This is a genomic window from Clostridium sp. HBUAS56017 (assembly GCF_007115085.1).
GTDB classification, from domain to species: domain Bacteria; phylum Bacillota; class Clostridia; order Clostridiales; family Clostridiaceae; genus Clostridium; species Clostridium cibarium.
Window position 1 is genome coordinate 15171 of the sequence record NZ_SULK01000034.1, and the last position, 13751, is coordinate 28921.

14 protein-coding genes, 1 tRNA gene and 1 other annotated feature are annotated in these 13751 nt (G+C 31.2%); of the genes, 13 read left to right on the forward strand and 2 right to left on the reverse strand.

The window, feature by feature from the left end:
* The first annotated feature begins 10 nt into the window (after positions 1-10).
* Both FAY47_RS18850 and FAY47_RS18855 read left to right on the forward strand, forming a co-directional pair.
* A complete protein-coding gene (locus tag FAY47_RS18850) occupies positions 11-235 on the forward strand; it encodes a glutaredoxin domain-containing protein (protein WP_143318479.1) in 225 nt (74 codons plus the stop codon).
* Between the two features lie 15 nt (positions 236-250).
* Complete coding sequence (locus tag FAY47_RS18855; protein ID WP_143318480.1) at positions 251-1711, forward strand: NADP-dependent glyceraldehyde-3-phosphate dehydrogenase; 1461 nt, start codon at positions 251-253, stop codon at positions 1709-1711.
* Positions 1712-1926: 215 nt separating this feature from the next.
* Here the strand turns inward: FAY47_RS18855 and FAY47_RS18860 are convergent, their stop codons facing one another.
* Positions 1927-2154, reverse strand: coding sequence for a glutaredoxin family protein (locus FAY47_RS18860; RefSeq protein WP_143318481.1), 228 nt, complete (start codon positions 2152-2154; stop codon positions 1927-1929).
* A gap of 397 nt (positions 2155-2551) precedes the next feature.
* On the opposite strand from FAY47_RS18860, the gene radA reads away from it, so the two are divergent.
* Both radA and disA read left to right on the forward strand, forming a co-directional pair.
* The gene (gene radA, locus FAY47_RS18865; protein WP_143318482.1) at positions 2552-3922 is read left to right on the forward strand and encodes a DNA repair protein RadA; all 1371 of its coding nucleotides are present in this window, start codon (positions 2552-2554) and stop codon (positions 3920-3922) included.
* A gap of 14 nt (positions 3923-3936) precedes the next feature.
* On the forward strand, positions 3937-5001 hold the full coding sequence (disA, locus tag FAY47_RS18870; protein ID WP_143318483.1) for a DNA integrity scanning diadenylate cyclase DisA: 1065 nt from the start codon (positions 3937-3939) through the stop codon (positions 4999-5001).
* Between the two features lie 52 nt (positions 5002-5053).
* On the opposite strand, the gene FAY47_RS18875 is transcribed toward disA, so the two are convergent.
* A complete protein-coding gene (locus tag FAY47_RS18875) occupies positions 5054-5449 on the reverse strand; it encodes a DUF1573 domain-containing protein (RefSeq protein WP_143318484.1) in 396 nt (131 codons plus the stop codon).
* Between the two features lie 280 nt (positions 5450-5729).
* Here FAY47_RS18875 and FAY47_RS18880 point away from each other — a divergent pair, with 280 nt between their 5' ends.
* The 9 genes from FAY47_RS18880 to FAY47_RS18920 all read left to right on the forward strand — a co-directional run bounded on the left by FAY47_RS18880 (position 5730) and on the right by FAY47_RS18920 (position 13626).
* Positions 5730-6824 (forward strand): PIN/TRAM domain-containing protein, encoded by a 1095-nt coding sequence (locus FAY47_RS18880; RefSeq protein WP_143318485.1) that lies wholly within the window; start codon positions 5730-5732, stop codon positions 6822-6824.
* A 19-nt stretch (positions 6825-6843) separates the two neighbouring features.
* Positions 6844-7536 (forward strand): 2-C-methyl-D-erythritol 4-phosphate cytidylyltransferase, encoded by a 693-nt coding sequence (gene ispD, locus FAY47_RS18885; RefSeq protein WP_143318486.1) that lies wholly within the window; start codon positions 6844-6846, stop codon positions 7534-7536.
* Between the two features lie 43 nt (positions 7537-7579).
* Positions 7580-7760, forward strand: a binding site (T-box leader).
* 54 nt (positions 7761-7814) lie between these two features.
* Positions 7815-9530 (forward strand): proline--tRNA ligase, encoded by a 1716-nt coding sequence (locus FAY47_RS18890; RefSeq protein ID WP_143318487.1) that lies wholly within the window; start codon positions 7815-7817, stop codon positions 9528-9530.
* A gap of 12 nt (positions 9531-9542) precedes the next feature.
* Entirely contained in the window at positions 9543-10940 is a 1398-nt protein-coding gene (gene cysS / locus FAY47_RS18895) for a cysteine--tRNA ligase (protein WP_143318488.1), read from the forward strand.
* A 56-nt stretch (positions 10941-10996) separates the two neighbouring features.
* Positions 10997-11413 carry a ribonuclease III domain-containing protein gene (locus tag FAY47_RS18900; protein WP_143318489.1) on the forward strand — a complete coding sequence of 139 codons (417 nt, stop codon included), beginning with the start codon at positions 10997-10999 and terminating at the stop codon, positions 11411-11413.
* A 15-nt stretch (positions 11414-11428) separates the two neighbouring features.
* Positions 11429-12220: a 23S rRNA (guanosine(2251)-2'-O)-methyltransferase RlmB gene (rlmB, locus tag FAY47_RS18905; RefSeq protein ID WP_143318490.1), complete on the forward strand. Its 792-nt coding sequence runs from the start codon at positions 11429-11431 to the stop codon at positions 12218-12220.
* Between the two features lie 18 nt (positions 12221-12238).
* Positions 12239-12751 (forward strand): NYN domain-containing protein, encoded by a 513-nt coding sequence (locus FAY47_RS18910; RefSeq protein WP_143318491.1) that lies wholly within the window; start codon positions 12239-12241, stop codon positions 12749-12751.
* 100 nt (positions 12752-12851) lie between these two features.
* Complete coding sequence (sigH, locus tag FAY47_RS18915) at positions 12852-13472, forward strand: RNA polymerase sporulation sigma factor SigH (RefSeq protein WP_143318492.1); 621 nt, start codon at positions 12852-12854, stop codon at positions 13470-13472.
* 78 nt (positions 13473-13550) lie between these two features.
* Positions 13551-13626 (forward strand) — tRNA-Thr (locus FAY47_RS18920).
* Positions 13627-13751 lie beyond the last annotated feature (125 nt).

The following is a 13751-nucleotide window of genomic DNA, read 5'->3' on the forward strand; positions in this document are numbered from 1 at the left end:
AGAATAAGAGATGGTAAAAATATATTCAACATCATGGTGTCCAGGATGTATAAAGTTAAAAAAGTATCTAAACATGAAGGGGGTAGAATTTCAAGAAATTAATGTTGCAGATAAACATGAGGATAGAGAAGAAGTGTTTAAGGTATCAGGGCAAAGAACGGTACCAGTTCTAGAGTTTAATGGAGAAGTAATTGTGGGGTTTGATAAATCTAGAATAGATAAAATAATTGGTTAAAACTGAGGTGAAAAGATGTTTGATAATTTATGTAATGATAATAAGATATTCAAAAACCTAATAGGTGGAGATTGGGTTATAGCAGATGATAGTGAACTAATAGAAATTAAATCACCGATAGATGGAAGTTTAGTTGGAAAAGTTGGTGCTATGAATACTGGGGAAGTAGATAAAGCTATTAGAGTAGCCAAGGAAGTTCAAAAAGATTGGAAGTTAGTCCCTATAAGTGAGAAGGCAAAGGTGCTTCATAAAGTTGCTGATATCTTAGAGGAGAAAGTGAAAGAGTTAGCAAGTATAATGATGCACGAAGTTGCAAAGGACAAAAAAAGTGCTGAATCAGAGGTTATTAGGACTGCGGATTTTATTCGCTTTACGGCTGATACAGCAAAGAATATTGCTGGAGAAAGTTTACCGGCTGAGAGTTTTCCAGGTTATAAAAGAGATAAGATATCAGTTGTAACTAGAGAACCTCTTGGGGTAGTGTTAGCTATATCTCCATTTAATTATCCATTAAATTTGGCTGCATCTAAAATAGCTCCAGCTTTAATGGCTGGAAATACTGTTGTGTTAAAACCAGCAACTCAAGGAAGTATTACAGCATTACATTTGGTAAAGATATTTCAAGAAGCAGGTCTACCAAATGGTGTCTTAAATTCTATAACAGGTAAAGGTAGTGAAATTGGAGATTATGTTGTAACGCATCCAGAAATAAATTTTATTAATTTCACAGGAAGTACGGAAGTTGGAAAAAGAATTTCGTCGATAACTACAATGGTTCCGTTATTAATGGAGCTTGGTGGGAAGGATGCAGCAATTGTTCTAGAAGATGCAGATCTTGAGTTAGCAGCGAAAAATATAATTGCAGGAGCTTTTTCATATTCAGGTCAAAGATGTACGGCGGTAAAAAGGATTTTAGCTGTTGATACAATTGCTGATAAATTAGTGGATATTTTAAAAAGAGATATTAAAAAGTTAAAGGTAGGAAATCCACTTGAAGGAGATGCAGATATAGTTCCTCTTATTGATGAGAAAGCGGTTGAATTTGTAGAAAATCTTATTAAAGACTCTAGGGAAAAAGGGGCAACCCTTGTAGTAGGTGGAAATAGGGAGGGAAATATAATATATCCTACACTATTTGATAATGTAACAAGAGAAATGAGATTAGCTTGGGAGGAGCCATTTGGACCTGTTCTTCCAATAATAAGGGTAAAGGATAAGGATGAAGCAATAGAAATAGCAAATGAATCGGAGTATGGGCTTCAATCAGCGATTTTTACAAATAACATAAATGAAGCATTTTATGTTTCAGATAGGTTAGAGGTTGGAACAGTACAAGTGAACAATAAAACTGAAAGAGGTCCAGATCATTTCCCATTTTTAGGTGTTAAGGCATCTGGATTGGGAACTCAAGGTATTAGATATTCTATAGAAGCCATGTCTAGACCAAAAGCAGTTGTTATAAATATTAATAATTAAAATGGGGTCAGGGTAAGTTTATGCTACTCTGACTCTGCTTTTTGGTGTGCTAAAAATTGGAGATACAAAAAAAGACTATTGGAGGATTTCCAATAGTCTTTTAATAAGAAAGTATTAAATAATACATTAAATTCTGATTAACTGCTACATGAAAAATTATATATTTATTGGTGTGAGAGATTGGTAGATGAAATAATTGTCTACTTCCTACTCTGCTATTTAGATAATGCAGTATCTATTGCTGGTTTATCAAAACCGATAATAACAGTACCATTTATGTCTAGAACAGGAACTCCCATCTGCTTAGATTTTTTTAGCATTTCTTCTCTTGCAGACATATTTTCACCAACATTAAACTCTTCAAATTCTATATTTTTAGATTTTAAGTAATTCTTAGCCTTTACACACCAAGGACAAGAATTAGTAGTATATACTTTAACCATCTTAATGACCTCCATAATTATATTTTATTAAAAATAGAGTACAACTTTTTAATGCTTTTTACAATATATAATATGTAGAAAACTAATTTTTGAGACTCTGCTTTTTAACGTGCTATCTTTTTAGAAGAGAAAAAAATTTATTATTTATAATATCATCCCTTAATATCTTTAGTATTTGGCAATAATTAAGGTAATATACTTGTAAATATGCATATTAATTTAAAAAGGATATATTGATATTTAAATTATTTACGATAATATATAGAAAATTATTTTTTATATTATCGCCGCTGAATAAATTTCTATAATAACTATTAATGATTTAATAATCTATGATATTATAAAAAGGGTAACAAACGTTATAGTTTCTTATTTTTATTAGAGAAGAGGGATAAAAATGGCTAAAATTAAATCTATATTTACATGTCAGCAGTGTGGATATGAATCACCAAGATGGCTTGGAAAATGTCCTTCTTGTAATGCTTGGAATACTTTTGTAGAAGAGATAAAAGGAAATTCTTTAAGCAATAAAAGTAATGCAACTAAGAAGAGTATTCTACCGGAAAATATGCCTAAAAGCATTAAGGAAATTAAATCAGGGGAGAAGGAACGACTTAAAACAAATTTAAAAGAATTAGATAGAGTTTTAGGTGGAGGGTTAGTAAAAGGTTCACTAACATTAATATCAGGTGATCCTGGTATAGGAAAATCAACATTGTTACTTCAAACTGCTAATAATATAGCAACTAATTACGGGAAAGTTTTATACGTATCAGGAGAAGAATCTGAAGAGCAGATTAAAATTCGAGGAGATAGATTAGGTGTATCATCGAAAGATTTATATATAGTATCAGAAACTAGTTTGGATATAATAGAAGCTTACATAGAGGAAATTAAACCTGTATTTGTAATAATAGACTCGATTCAGACAATTTATAAAGAAGGTGTTACATCTGCTCCAGGAAGTGTTTCACAGGTAAAGGAATGCTCAAATCAAATAATGAGAATAGGAAAGGGTAATAATATACCGCTTTTTATAGTAGCTCATGTGACTAAACAGGGTGAACTTGCAGGTCCTAGAGTTCTAGAGCATATGGTTGATACAGTTTTATACTTTGAAGGAGAAAGAACCGAAGAATTTAGAATATTAAGGACAATGAAAAATCGTTTTGGAACTACTAGTGAAATAGGAGTGTTTGAAATGAGGCAAGAGGGACTTATTGAAATCTATGACCCTTCTAAAATGTTCTTAGAAGATACTACGTTTAATCAGGAAGGATCTGTAGTAATAGGAATTATGGAAGGTACCAGACCTATTTTGGTAGAGATACAAGCTTTAGTAACTCAGACTAATGCCCCAATGCCAAGAAGGACTGCTGTTGGAATAGACAATCAAAGGTTAAGTTTAATACTTGCAGTTCTAGAGAAAAAGTTAAGAATTCCATTTTACAATCATGATGTATATGTGAATGTTGTGGGTGGTTTAAGTATAGAAGGCACTACTGCTGATTTAGGATTGGCAATAGCACTATTATCTAGTGTTAAAAATAAAGGAGTATCTTTACCAAAGGTAATGATAATAGGTGAAGTTGGGCTTACTGGTGAAATAAGGCCAATTAATGGCGCTGATAGGTTAGTGAATGAGGCTGAAAAAATGGGTTTTGAGTATGCTATTATACCTTATAGAAATAGAGATAAGATAAAAAATGTAAGCATAAATATAATGGGGGTTAATAACTTAAGAGAAGTAATTGGAAAGGTATTATAAAGAGAGGTGGGTATATGAGGTTAGAGAAAGATTTAGAAATACAAAAGATTTTGAAGATAATGTGTCCGGGGACAGCATTAAGAGAAGGGCTTGAAAATATCTTGAAGGCTAAGACTGGTGGATTGCTAGTTTTAAGTGATAGTGAAGAGATTATGAGAATGGCAGATGGTGGGTTTTTGATAAATTCTGAATACACTGCTGCTTATGTATATGAACTTGCAAAGATGGATGGAGCTATTATATTAAGTAAGGATTTGAAAAGAATAATTTCAGCGAATATACAATTAATACCTGATTCATCCATACCAACTTTTGAAACAGGAACTAGACATAGAACAGCTCATAGGGTGGCGAAGCAAACTGGGGATGTAGTTATAGCAATTTCACAAAGGCGAAATATGATAACTGTATATAAAGGTGATATTAAATATGTACTTAGAGAGAGTAGCGTGATATTGGAAAAAGCAAATCAAGCTATTCAAACTCTAGAAAAATATGTTGCTGTATTAGAAAGAGGTGTAAATAGTCTAAATTTATTAGAATTTCAAGATTTGACTACGTTATTTGATGTTGCAACAGTTGTTCAAAGAACAGAAATGGTTATGAGAATAGTTGAAGAAATAGAGATTTACATATTAGAGTTAGGGAATGAAGGAAGACTAATTTCTATGCAGTTAGATGAATTAGCTAAAAATATAGAAAGAGATGGAATTTTACTGATAAAAGATTATTTAACTGAAGGAATGAATGCAGCTGATGTGTATAAAAATATTCAAAAGTTATCGCAAAATGAACTTTTAGATTTAGAGGCTATAGGCAAAGTTATTGGATATGGAGGAGAACCATTAGTTGAAACTTTAATATCACCTAAAGGGTATAGGGTATTAAGTAAAGTTCAGAGAATACCAGCTAATGTAATAGAGAATTTAATTAGAGAATTTAAGGATTTGACAAGCATAATAGAAGCAGAAATAGATGACTTAGATAAAGTAGAGGGTATTGGAGAAGCAAGAGCAAGAACAATAAGATCTGGATTAAAGAGAATAAGTGAACAAGTTTATTTAAATAAGCAATTATAATTTTTTATAGATGGGGGATCATTAAAATTTATTTTATAATGATCCCCTTTACTTATCTAAATGTAAATTTACCCAAAGTATTAATCTTATCCTGTTCTTTTAACAATATATCATATAAGTTAATATCTAAATCGTTGCAAAGAGAAGTTAGATAAAAGAGATTGTTTCCCATTTCTCTTTCAATCACTTCACGACAATTATCACATAATTCACCTTCAACATGTGTATTTAAACAATCACATAGATCTTCTATAGAATTTTCATCTAACAGGTGTTGTTTTGTTGCATTAATTTTAATACAACCACAATTTGTAACAGCTTTAGCAATAGCTCGATTTACCCTTGCACTAGATTCAGTATATTTTGACATTAAGTCTAGAATACTTTTGTGTCTAAGTAATGATTCGTTTACTGAATTTTGAAATTCATCAAAAATTATATCCTTCATGAGTATCAACTCCTCTGTATTTTTAAAGTGTGATTGTAATTATATTATAGTTATAAAAATACTTTAATGTCAATATAAGGTGAGAGTCGTATGTCATTACTATATTATAATATACAACGAAATATAAGATTCATAGGGGGTAAAAATTAAAAAAATCTGAATTTATAAATAATTCGTTTTAGAGTTATATTCATTATGATATAATGAGAATAAATTAAATATTATGTAAATTGATTTTATTATTAGAAAATTGTCAATAATTATATAAGGAGGTGAAGAGATGTTAAAGAAATTACTAAGAGGAATTTTTTCATTAGCTGGAGTAATAGCTGGTTATGGAGTTTCAGAAGCCATATTACAAATTCCTTCAATGCAGCAATGGGGATTTTTATCAAATTCATATGAGAAGCTTTTATTTTTAATTTTTATTTCTTTGATATTCGGTATTATTTTTTATTTGTTATCTCCAAAAATTTATTCTGCTATAGCAGAACTTATTGATTATGTAGAAAAAAACGCACAAAAGTTGACAGTAGGAGAAATAGTATATGGTGCAGTAGGTGCATTAATTGCATTAATTATAACGAGTATATTATCAAGACCTTTGTTATCTATTCATGAAGTTTTTGGACCATTAATTGTTATAGTTTTAAATATAATAGCAGCAATAATTGGAACAGATATTATGATTAAGAAAAAAAATGACATTACTAATATATTATTAAGCTTAAAGAAGACAGGGACTACAAAGGAGAAAAAGTCAAAGACTACTGCTAAGTCAGTACCAAAGGTGTTGGATACATCTGTTATAATTGATGGCAGAATATTTGATATTTGTGAAACTGGTTTTATAGAGGGACCATTAATAATTCCAAACTTTGTTTTAGATGAATTAAGACATATTTCAGACTCATCTGATTCATTGAAAAGAACAAGGGGAAGAAGAGGGTTAGATATATTAAATAAAATTCAAAAGGAATTAACTATAGAAACTCAAATTTGGGAAGGCGATTTTCCGAAGATTGCAGAAGTTGATAGCAAACTTCTAAAACTTGCACAAAACTTAAATGGAAAAGTTATAACTAATGATTATAACTTAAATAAGGTAGCAGAGGTGCAAGGAGTACCAGTACTAAATATAAATGAACTATCAAATGCAATCAAGCCAGTAGTAATACCTGGTGAGGAAATGACAGTAGATGTTGTTAAGGATGGAAAAGAATCAAGTCAAGGAATAGCTTATTTAGATGATGGTACAATGATTGTAGTAGAGAATGGAAAGAAGCTTATAGGGGAACGAATAGATGTAATTGTTACATCAGTACTTCAAACGGCTGCAGGAAGAATGATTTTTGCTAAACCTAAAGAGAGTTAATGGCAAGGAGAATGGATTGATGGTTTCAGCAATAATTTTAGCTGGTGGAAGAGGAAAAAGAATAGGAAAAGACATAAGTAAACAATTTATTATTATTAATGAAAAACCTATTTTATACTATACAATAAAGAAATTTTTAGAGTGTAAAAGTGTAGATGAGATAGTACTTGTGTTGCCAAAAGATGAAATTTCCTATTGTAAAGAACATGTTCTGAAAAAGCATTCATTGAAGGTTGATAAAATAGTTGAGGGTGGAAAAGAGAGACAAGATTCTGTTTATAACGGATTGAAGGTGTTAAGTGAAACAGATATTATAGTGATCCATGATGGAGCAAGACCTTTTATTTCGGAAAGCATAATTGATAAGGGGATAGAATGTGCTGTAAAATATGGAGCAGCAGCTCCAGGAGTTATGCCTAAGGATACTATAAAGGTTAGAGATAAAAACTTCTTTTCTAAAGAAACTCTCAATAGATCAGAGTTAGTATCTGTACAAACTCCCCAAGTTTTTAAGTCGGAGATTATTAAAGAATGTCATGAAAAGATAAAAGAAGATAATTTTATTGCGACTGACGATACAATGGTGGTTGAGCGTTACGGGTATAAAGTATATCTTTATGAGGGAGATTATAAGAATATAAAGATTACTACACCTGAGGATTTATTTTTAGCAGAATATATGCTGAAAAAGGATAGCAAGAATTTATATTGACATGAAAATATCGAGGGGATATAATATTAATAAATTTTTATGAATAAAAGTTATGATGAAGAATAGTAGAAATCATTTTTTTCAGAGAGAAAATACTAGGCTGTAAGATTTTCAATAGATTTTGAACCTGCTTCTGAACTATAGTTAAAGACTATCGGTTTAAAACCGTTAACATTATTAGAGAACAAATTTAGGTGGTACCGCGAGCAAAATTCGCCCTAATTATAGGGTGGATTTTTTTTATTGAAAAATATAATGTTTAGAGAGGATGTTATAATATGAAAATGTCAAAAATGTTAGTGTCAACATTAAGGGAAGTCCCAGCAGAAGCTGAGATTGCAAGCCATAAGCTTATGTTAAGAGCTGGTCTTATGAGAAAAATGGCATCAGGAGTATACAACTATATGCCTTTAGGGTTAAAGGTATTAAAAAATATAGAAGATATAGTAAGAGAAGAAATGGATAAAGCAGGAGCTCAAGAATTTTTAGCATCTGCAATGCTACCAGCAGAACTATGGCAGGAATCAGGAAGATGGGATGCTTATGGAGCAGAAATGTTTAGACTAAAAGACAGAAATAATAGAGATTTTTGTTTAGGACCTACACATGAAGAAGTATTTACTGATATAGCTAGAAATGAAATAAAGTCATATAAACAGTTGCCTGTTAATCTTTATCAAATACAAACAAAATATAGAGATGAGAGAAGACCAAGATTCGGAATTATGAGAAGCAGAGAATTCATTATGAAAGATGCTTATAGTTTTGATAAAGATGAAGAAGGATTAGATAAGTCATTTAAAAATATGCATAATGCGTATGTAAAGATATTTAATAGATGTGGGCTTGATGCAAAATGTGTTGAAGCAGATTCAGGTGCTATAGGTGGGGCTAATTCAGCTGAATTTATGGTTAAGTCAGAAGTTGGTGAAGATGATGTTGTTTTCTGTAATCATTGCGATTATGCAGCTAATATAGAAAAAGCACCATCTACTCCAGAAGAAGCTTTAAAAGAAGAATTTAAAGAAGTTAAAAAAGTTGAAACTCCAAATGTAAAAACTATTGAACAATTGGTTGAGTTTTTTAATACAACAGAAAAGAAATTTGTGAAAACTCTTATTTTTAATGCTGATAATAAAATAATAGCAGTAATGGTTAGAGGAGATAGAGAAGTAAATGAGGTAAAGGTAACTAATGCACTTGGTGGAGTTATTAATTTAAATATGGCGACTCCAGAAGAAGTCGCTAGTGCAACTTCGGCAGCAGTTGGATTTGCTGGGCCAATAGGAATAAAAGTATCTAGATTACTAGTGGATGAAGAAGTAACTAAGATGTATAATTTTATTGTAGGAGCAAATGAAACTGGATATCATTTTGAAAATGTTAATTATTCAAGAGATTTCGAAGGGGAAGTTGGAGATTATAGAAATATAACAGTTGGAGAAAAGTGTCCTGTATGTGGTAAAGAAATAACTATTTCAAGAGGAACTGAAGTTGGTCATATATTTAAGTTAGGAACTAAATATTCTGAGTCAATGAATGCTAATTTTATAGACGAAAATGGAAAAGAAAAGCCTTTTGTAATGGGATGTTATGGAATAGGAATCACAAGAACAATGGCATCTGTAATTGAACAACATAACGATGAAAATGGTATTATATGGCCATTGTCGATAGCTCCATACCATATGTCTATAATACCTGTTAATGTAAAAGATGAAGAACAGATGAAAGTTGCAGAAGAGTTATATAATTCATTAAAAGAATTAGGAATAGAAGTTTTAATGGATGATAGAAACGAAAGAGCAGGAGTTAAATTTAAAGATGCGGAACTTATTGGTATTCCAATGAGGGTGACTGTAGGTAAAAAGGTTACTGAGGGTTCTGTAGAGTTTAAATTAAGAACAGGTGGAGATAATGAACTTATTAAAATTGAAGATGTATGCAAAAGAGTTAAAGAAGAATTTGAAAAAAATAATCTTAAAGTAGTTTAGGAGGGATGCTTAATGAAGCTATATAATACTCTAACTAGAAAAAAAGAAGAATTTAGACCCCTAACACCTGGAGAGGTGAAAATGTACGTTTGTGGACCTACTGTATACAATTTTTTTCATATAGGAAATGGAAGAACTTTTATAGTATTTGATACTATAAGAAGATACCTTGAGTATAGAGGGTATAAGGTAGATTTCATACAAAACTTTACAGACATCGATGATAAGATGATAAATAAAGCAAATGATGAGAATACTTCGGTAAAAGAGGTTGGAGATAGATATATTGGCGAATATTACAAGGATGCAGATGCATTAAATATTGAAAGGGCAACGGTTAATCCAAGAGCTACTGACTATATAGATGAAATCATAAAATTTGTAAGTGACTTGATCGAAAAAGGATATGCTTACGAAGTTGATGGAGATGTGTACTTTAGTACAAAGAAGTTTGAGTCATACGGAAAGTTATCAGGTCAAAACTTAGACGAGTTGCAGGTTGGAACTAGAATAAGCGTAGATGATCGTAAAAGAGATCCAATGGATTTTGCCATATGGAAAGCTCAGAAGCCAGGAGAACCAGCTTGGGATAGTCCTTGGGGCATGGGAAGACCAGGATGGCATATAGAATGTTCATGTATGGCTAAAAAAATATTAGGAGATACAATTGATATTCATGCGGGGGGAATGGACTTATCTTTCCCTCATCATGAAAATGAAATTGCGCAAAGTGAAGCGTTAACAGGAAAAACATTTGCAAATTATTGGATGCATTCTGCATACATAAATGTAAATAATAAAAAAATGTCTAAGTCATTGAATAATTTTTTTACAGCTAGAGATGTACTAAAAGAATATGATGCGGATGTAATAAGATTTTTTATGTTATCAGCTCATTATAGGATACAAATAAATTTCAGCAAGGATTTACTTGATTCAGCAAAAGCTTCTGTAGAAAGACTATATAATACTATTTCTATATTAGAAAATCTTTCGGATGAAGTATCTTTGGAAAATATGAATGAAGAAGAAGCTAAGTATCTTAAGTCTTTAGACAAATACAGAGAAAAATATATTGAAAAGATGGATGATGATTTTAATACTGCAGATGCAATAACTGTATTATTTGAATTATCAAAGGATATAAATACTAATGTTTCGGTGAATTCATCTAAGGAGTTAGTAATAAAAACTTTAGAATTAATTAGAGAGTTAGGTAGACCTTTAGGAATGCTTCAAAATACAACAAAGGGAAGTATTGAAGATGAAATAGAAGCTTTAATAGAACAGAGACAACAAGCGAGGAAAGATAGGAACTTTGCGTTAGCAGATAAAATAAGAGATGATTTAAAAGCTAGTGGAATTATATTAGAAGATACGCCTCAAGGGGTAAGATGGAAAAAATCTTAACAAAAAATATTTTAAGGGTTGCAAGGTTTTGCAGCCCTTATTTAGAGGAGAATAAAATGTTAAATGATCTAAGAATAAGAGAATTTTCAAAAGATGAAGTAAAACAATTAAATCCATTGCAATTAGCACTAGTTGGAGATGGAGTATATGAGGTTTTTATAAGAAACTATATACTGGCTTCAAATATGAGTTTATCAGCCCATAAAATACATGTTAAAGCTATAGGATTTGTAAAGGCAAAAAGTCAATCATTAATAATGCATAAAATTGAGGATACACTAACAGAAGAAGAAGAATACATATTTAAAAGAGGTAGAAATGCAAAGTCTGCAACAGTGCCTAAGAATGCAGATGTTAGAGATTATAGAATGGCAACAGGGTTTGAATCCTTAGTGGGGTATTTATATCTAATTGGTGATTTTGAAAGATTACAGTTTGTATTAGAAAATAGTATTGCGATATTAAACAATTAGTGAGGAGAGTTGCTTATGAAACAAGTTAAAAGAACGGAAAATAAAAAAACTAATGAAAACAAAATTGAAGAAAGAGAAGATTTAATTATTGGTAGAAATGCAGTAATGGAAGTGGTAAAAGGGAATAGGACAATAGAATGTATTTATGTATCTAAGGGTCCAATGGAAGGGTCAATTAATTCGATAATTAAGATGGCAAAGGAAAAGAAGTTAGTAATTAAAGAAGTAGATAGAAAAAAATTAGATTTAATGAGTGAAGGAATTGTACATCAAGGAGTTATTGCTAGAGTAACGCCTTATAAATATTGCGAAGTTAATGATATATTAGAATACGCAAAAGAAAAAGGAGAAGCACCATTTGTAGTTGTATTAGATGAAATTGAAGATCCTCATAATTTAGGATCTATTATAAGGACTGCCGAATTATGTGGAGTCCATGGGATAATAATACCAAAACGAAGAAATGTTGGAGTAACAGCTACTGTATATAAGTCATCAGTAGGAGCAATAGAACATGTTAAAGTAGCAAAGGTTACAAACATCAATACAGTTCTTGAAGAACTTAAAGAAGCTGGAATTTGGGTGTATGGAGCAGATATAACGGGAGAAGAATATAGTTATGAAACAGACTTTTCGGGGCCTTGTGCTATTATCATAGGAAGTGAAGGTAGGGGGATTTCTAAGTTAACGTTAAAAAAATGTGATAAACTTATTAAAATCCCTATGGTTGGAAAGATTAACTCTTTAAATGCATCAGTTGCCGGTGGTATAATTATGTATGAGGTGCTAAAAGGAAGATTGAAGTAAATTTGTAAGGGGGAATTCATGAAAATAATTTTTATAGATGGATATAATGTTTTAAATAGTTGGCCGAATTTAAAAGAAGGTAAAAATGATAGTTTTCATGGCCGAAGGTTAAAATTAGTTAATATACTACATAATTATGGTTCATACAGTGATTCAAAAGTTATATTAGTGTTTGATGGACATAAGGTTGCAGGAAATTTGGAAAATAAAGAGGATATAAATAAAAATCTATCTATAATTTTTACAAAAGATGGAGAAACAGCTGATAGTTATATTGAAAGAGAAGTTCATAGCTTAGGAAGAAGATTTGAAGTGTATGTAGTTACTTCGGATTGGCTAGAGCAACAAACTATATTTCAAAGAGGGGCTGTCAGAATGTCCTCATTAGAATTTTACAATGAAGTTATGGAGACTGAGCATAGTATTAGAAAAAAAGCAGCAAAAAATAGAGTCGTAGCGAAAAACCATTTGCAAGATAATTTGGATATTGATGTAGTACAAAAACTTGAGAAGATTCGTAGAAGTGAGTGAATAGTTGAAATAGTTTGACTTGAGAGATTTCGTTAGAGTATAATTTAGAATGTAATTGACATAGTTCGGAGGGGGAGAATTGTACAGTAAAGGGTATTCAATGGGTAATTATTCGGAATTTGAAGAAAAATTAGATGAAGAAGTTGTATTAGAAGCTAAAGATGGTAATGCTAGAGCTCAAGAATATCTTATCACTAAGTATGAGAATTTTGTTAAAGCAAAGGCTAAGTCTTACTTCTTAATTGGTGCAGATAAAGAAGATATCTATCAAGAGGGGATGATAGGTTTATACAAGGCTATAAGAGATTTTAGACCTGACAAGTTAACATCTTTCAAAGGTTTCGCTGAGCTATGTGTAACAAGACAAATTATTACAGCTATTAAAACTGCAACTAGGCAGAAACATATCCCTTTAAATACCTATGTTTCTCTTAACAGACCAATATATGAAGAGGAATCAGATAGGACTTTATTGGATGTACTTGCTGGATTGAAGATAACTGATCCAGAAGAATTAATAATAAGCCAAGAACAGATGGCTCATATTGAAAATGAAATATCTAAAGTACTATCAGAACTTGAATTGGAAGTTCTTACATCATATTTGGATGGGAAATCTTATCAGGAAATTGCATGTGATTTAGACAGGCATGCAAAATCTATAGATAATGCATTGCAAAGAGTTAAAAGAAAACTAGAGAAATGCTTAAATCTAAAGTAGCATTTTTTTATTGACAAATAAAATGATTGATAGTAAACTTTATAATTGGTATATTGAGAAAATAGTCGATATACGAGTGCTCACGTAGCTCAGTCGGTAGAGCGTCGCCTTGGTAAGGCGGAGGTCGTCGGTTCAATCCCGATCGTGAGCTCCAAGAATTTAACAAAACGCTAGGCAAAGTTTATCAAAGAATAGAAGGAGGAATTTTACAATGGCAAAGGAAAAATTCGAAAGAAGTAAACCACACGTAAATATTGGAACAATTGGTCACGTAGACCA